This window comes from Dietzia sp. SLG310A2-38A2, assembly GCF_014145095.1.
Lineage (GTDB): Bacteria > Actinomycetota > Actinomycetes > Mycobacteriales > Mycobacteriaceae > Dietzia.
Map to the genome: position 1 here is coordinate 1 of NZ_JAALDX010000149.1, position 3871 is coordinate 3871.

The 3871-nt window shown below is 70.6% G+C and carries 4 protein-coding genes; 2 read left to right on the forward strand and 2 right to left on the reverse strand.

Annotated features, from left to right (window positions below; translation table 11 throughout):
* Positions 1–201: 201 nt before the first annotated feature.
* On the reverse strand, positions 202–1056 hold the full coding sequence (locus G6027_RS05675) for a mycofactocin-coupled SDR family oxidoreductase (RefSeq protein ID WP_182636194.1): 855 nt from the start codon (positions 1054–1056) through the stop codon (positions 202–204).
* 78 nt (positions 1057–1134) lie between these two features.
* Here G6027_RS05675 and G6027_RS05680 point away from each other — a divergent pair, with 78 nt between their 5' ends.
* Entirely contained in the window at positions 1135–2367 is a 1233-nt protein-coding gene (locus G6027_RS05680; protein WP_182636196.1) for an acyl-CoA dehydrogenase family protein, read from the forward strand.
* Positions 2364–3185 (forward strand): SDR family oxidoreductase, encoded by an 822-nt coding sequence (locus G6027_RS05685; RefSeq protein WP_182636198.1) that lies wholly within the window; start codon positions 2364–2366, stop codon positions 3183–3185. The genes G6027_RS05680 and G6027_RS05685 overlap by 4 nt, the downstream gene beginning before the upstream one ends.
* 65 nt (positions 3186–3250) lie before the next feature.
* On the opposite strand, the gene G6027_RS05690 is transcribed toward G6027_RS05685, so the two are convergent.
* On the reverse strand, positions 3251–3871 hold a 621-nt coding region (locus tag G6027_RS05690; protein ID WP_182636200.1), incomplete at its 5' end, for a hypothetical protein.

Below are 3871 nucleotides of genomic sequence, written 5' to 3' on the forward strand. Positions count from 1 at the left end.
CGGGCTGGACGTCGGCGACGGCCTCGCGATCCGGCCAGAGAGCCGCCGCCCGGCGCAGGGCCGCGGCGGTGGTCTCGACGTCGCGGGTGGTCTCGACGTCGCGGTTGGCGGCGGCGGAGCTGTCGTTCATCGCGGACTCCTCGGGTGCTGCGGGTGTGGCGCCCACCACGGTACCAAGCACCTGCTTGGTCGGCCCCGCGCTCAGTACCTGAGCGCGCCCCGGTCGAACGGGACCTGGACGCCCGAGAGGGAGCGGGAACCGTCCCCGGCCAGGTACGACACCACGTCGGCGACCTCCTCGGGGGGCATGAAGTCCGCCAGGGTGCTGGCGCCGTCCTTGAGGACGTTCTTGAGGGGCATCGGCGAGAAACTGTGCAGGTACGACGGGAACCGGCCGAAGATCTCCGCCATGCCGTCGGGGTCGATCATCGGGGTGTCCACCGAGTACGGGTGGATCGAGTTGACCCGGATGCCGAACTCGCCCGCCTCGAGGGCGAGTGAGTTGGTCAGTGCCACGAGGCCGGCCTTGGAGGCCGAGTAGTGCCCGTTGCCCGGTGTGGCCTTGAGGCCCGCCGACGAGCTGACGATGATGATCGACCCGCCGTTGCCCGCCTCGATCATCGCCGGCACCGCCGCGCGGATCGTCCGCCACGTGCCGCTCAGGTTGACGCCGATGACCATGTCCCAGTCGTCCTCCGGCATCTCCCACAGCCGGCCCCAGGTGAGGACGCCGGCGTTGGCGACGACGATGTCCAGCCGGCCGAAGGTGGCGATGGTGCGGGCGACCAGGTCCTGTAGCGGCCCGAGATCCCGGATGTCGAGGACGGCCGAGAGGGATCTGCCCCCCGCCTCCTCGACCAGGCGAACGGTCTCGGCGAGATCGTCCGGAGTGGGCGCCGGATAGGAGACGGACTCGGACACCGGCGCGCAGATGTCGGTGACCACGACGTCCGCGCCCTCCGAGGCGAGACGGACGGCGTGGGCCCGGCCCTGTGCCCGGGCGGCGCCGGTGACCAGTGCGACCTTGCCCTGCAGGGGCGTGACGGGAGTGCTCATGTCGACCATCACACCCGACGCGGTCCGGGGGGACGGGCGGTTCCGGCAAACCAAGCAAGTGCTTGGTAGAGTGGCCGCATGACCCAGAGCACCAGGCCGGCGTCGGAGATGACCGATGACGAGTTCGCCGCGGAGTTCCGCACGTGGCTGGACGACAACCTGACCGGAGACTTCGCCGAGATCAAGGGCACCGGCGGGCCCGGTAGCGAACACCAGTTCTTCGCCCGACGCCTGGCCTGGGAACGGCACATGGCCGAGGCCGGGTGGACCTGTGTGGGTTGGCCTGTCGAGTACGGCGGCCGCGGTGCATCGCTGAGCCAGCAGGTCCGCATCCACGAGGAGTACGCCAAGGCCGACGCCCCGGCGAGGGTGTCGCACCTGGGCGAGACGCTGCTCGGGCCCACCCTCATCGCGCACGGCACACAGGAGCAGAAGGAACGCTTCCTGCCCCGGATCCTCGACGTCACCGAACTGTGGGCACAGGGTTATTCCGAGCCCGGCGCCGGATCCGATCTGGCGAACGTGTCCACCACCGCGCGCCTGGGCGAGGACGGCAGATGGCATCTGCACGGCCAGAAGGTGTGGACCTCCCTGGCGCACCTGAGCCAATGGGTGTTCGTCGTGGCCCGGACCGAGGAGGGGACCAGCCGTCACAAGGGCCTGAGCTTCCTGCTGGTGCCGCTGGACCAGCCGGGAGTCGAGATCCGGCCGATCCAGCAGCTCACCGGGACCTCCGAGTTCAACGAGGTCTTCTTCTCGGACGCCGTCACCGAAGCCGGGATGATCGTGGGGGAGCGGGGCGAGGGCTGGAAGGTCGCCATGACCCTGCTGGAGTTCGAGCGGGGGGTGTCCACGCTCGGTCAGCAGGTGGGCTTCGCGCGCGAGCTCGACCAGGTCGTGGCCATGGCCCGGTCCAACGGCAGCGCGGAGGTCCCCGCGGTGCGCGAACGGATCACGCGCGCGTGGGTCGGACTCAAGGTGATCCGCGCCCACGCACTGCGCACGCTCGCCGAGCGCGACGCCTCCGGGGGCAATGCGTCCGCGGCCAAGCTCCTGTGGGCCAACTGGCACCGCGACCTGGGCGAGCTGGCGATGGTCGTGCAAGGGGCCGAGTCGCTCACCGGGCCCACTCACGACTCCGAGGGCGCGGCCAACGACCTGCACGACCCGGAGCACCTCGAGCTCGCGCTGTGGCAACGGCTCTTCCTGTTCACCCGCTCCGACACCATCTACGGCGGATCCAACGAGATCCAGCGCAACATCATCTCCGAGCGCGTGCTCGGACTACCCCGAGAGGCCAGGCCGTCATGACCCAGCACAAGTCCCCCCTTGCCGCGTCCCCCTTGTCCACGGTGCCCGAGGAGACCCCGGGACACGGGCTGCTCGCCGGCAAGAAGGTCGTGGTGACGGCGGCGGCCGGCACCGGGATCGGTTTCTCGGCAGCCCGTCGCGCCGCGCTCGAGGGTGCGGACGTGCTGGTGTCCGACTTCCACGAGCGCCGCATGAACGAGGCCCGCGACTCGCTCGCCGCCGAGTTCCCCGAGCAGCGGTTCGAGGCCATCACCTGCAACGTGCAGTCGACCTCGGACGTCGACGCGCTGATCTCCGGTGCCGCCGAGAAGCTCGGCCGCATCGACGTGCTGGTCAACAACGCCGGCTTCGGCGGCGAGGGCGAGCTGGTGGACATGACCGACGAGGACTGGGACCGGGTCCTGGACATCACGCTGAACGGAACGTTCCGCGCGACCCGCGCGGCGCTGCGGTACTTCCGCGACGTGCCCCACAACGGGGTGATCGTCAACAACGCCTCGGTGCTGGGGTGGCGCGCGCAGCGGGGCCAGGCGCACTACGCCGCGGCCAAGGCCGGCGTCATGGCGCTCACCCGGTGTTCGGCGATCGAGGGCGCCGACTTCGGCGTGCGCATCAACGCGATCGCGCCCTCCATCGCCCGCCACGCGTTCCTGGAGAAGTCGGCCTCCGCCGAACTCCTCGACGAGCTCGCCGCGAAGGAGGCGTTCGGCCGAGCCGCCGACGTCTGGGAGGTGGCCGCGACCATCGCCATGCTCGCCAGCGACTACACCACCTACCTCACCGGGGAGGTCGTCTCCATCTCGTCGCAGCGGGCCTGACACGGATCTGACGCGCGGCTGACGCGCGGCTGACGCGCGCAGCCGGAGCGGCCCGGGGCAGGGGGTTAGGCGTTCCGTATCTTCTCGACCTGCTTGCCGAAGGCGTCCAGGGCCGTGTCCCGCTCCATGTCCGAGACCGGCCCCGCCCCGTTGGCGACGGTGACGGAGACTCCGATTCCCCGGACGACGCCGGTGATCAGGACGTTCCCCGTGAGCATCTCCTGGCCCATCATCTCCATGGAGTTGGTCTGCGAGATGGCGGCGAAGTGCTCCACACCCTCCGGGCCCTGAAGCGGCAACAGCGAGTTCTCGGCCCGGGTCGTCACCTCGGTCCCCTCGAGGGGGATCGTGACCGTCATGGTCGGGCAGTCGGTGATGAGCTGGTCGCGAGCGGGAAGACTCGTGGTCACCGTGGTCACCGACACCGCGTATGCGGTGTTCCCGCTCTGGCCCGCCTGGATGGCCATCGCGCCCGGTTCGGCCTGGGCGAGGAACGCGTCCTGGCTGAAGTCGGCGCAGCGCTCGGGGTCGACGCGGACCCCGGCGGCGATGTCCTCGAGCGCGCCGACCCCCCCGGCGATCTCCTCGGCCGGGATCGGGGCCAAGCCCAACTCGGGGGCATCGTCAGCGTTCAGTACCAGCTGGTCCACCCCGGCCTCCGGGGCGCCGGGGGCGCTCGCCGGCTG

Excerpts from the sequence above, each read along its gene's own strand:
- G6027_RS05675 (WP_182636194.1), bottom strand. The coding sequence starts at position 1,056 with ATGAGCACTCCCGTCACGCCCCTGCAGGGCAAGGTCGCACTGGTCACC.
- G6027_RS05680 (WP_182636196.1), top strand. The coding sequence starts at position 1,135 with ATGACCCAGAGCACCAGGCCGGCGTCGGAGATGACCGATGACGAGTTC.
- G6027_RS05685 (WP_182636198.1), top strand. The coding sequence starts at position 2,364 with ATGACCCAGCACAAGTCCCCCCTTGCCGCGTCCCCCTTGTCCACGGTG.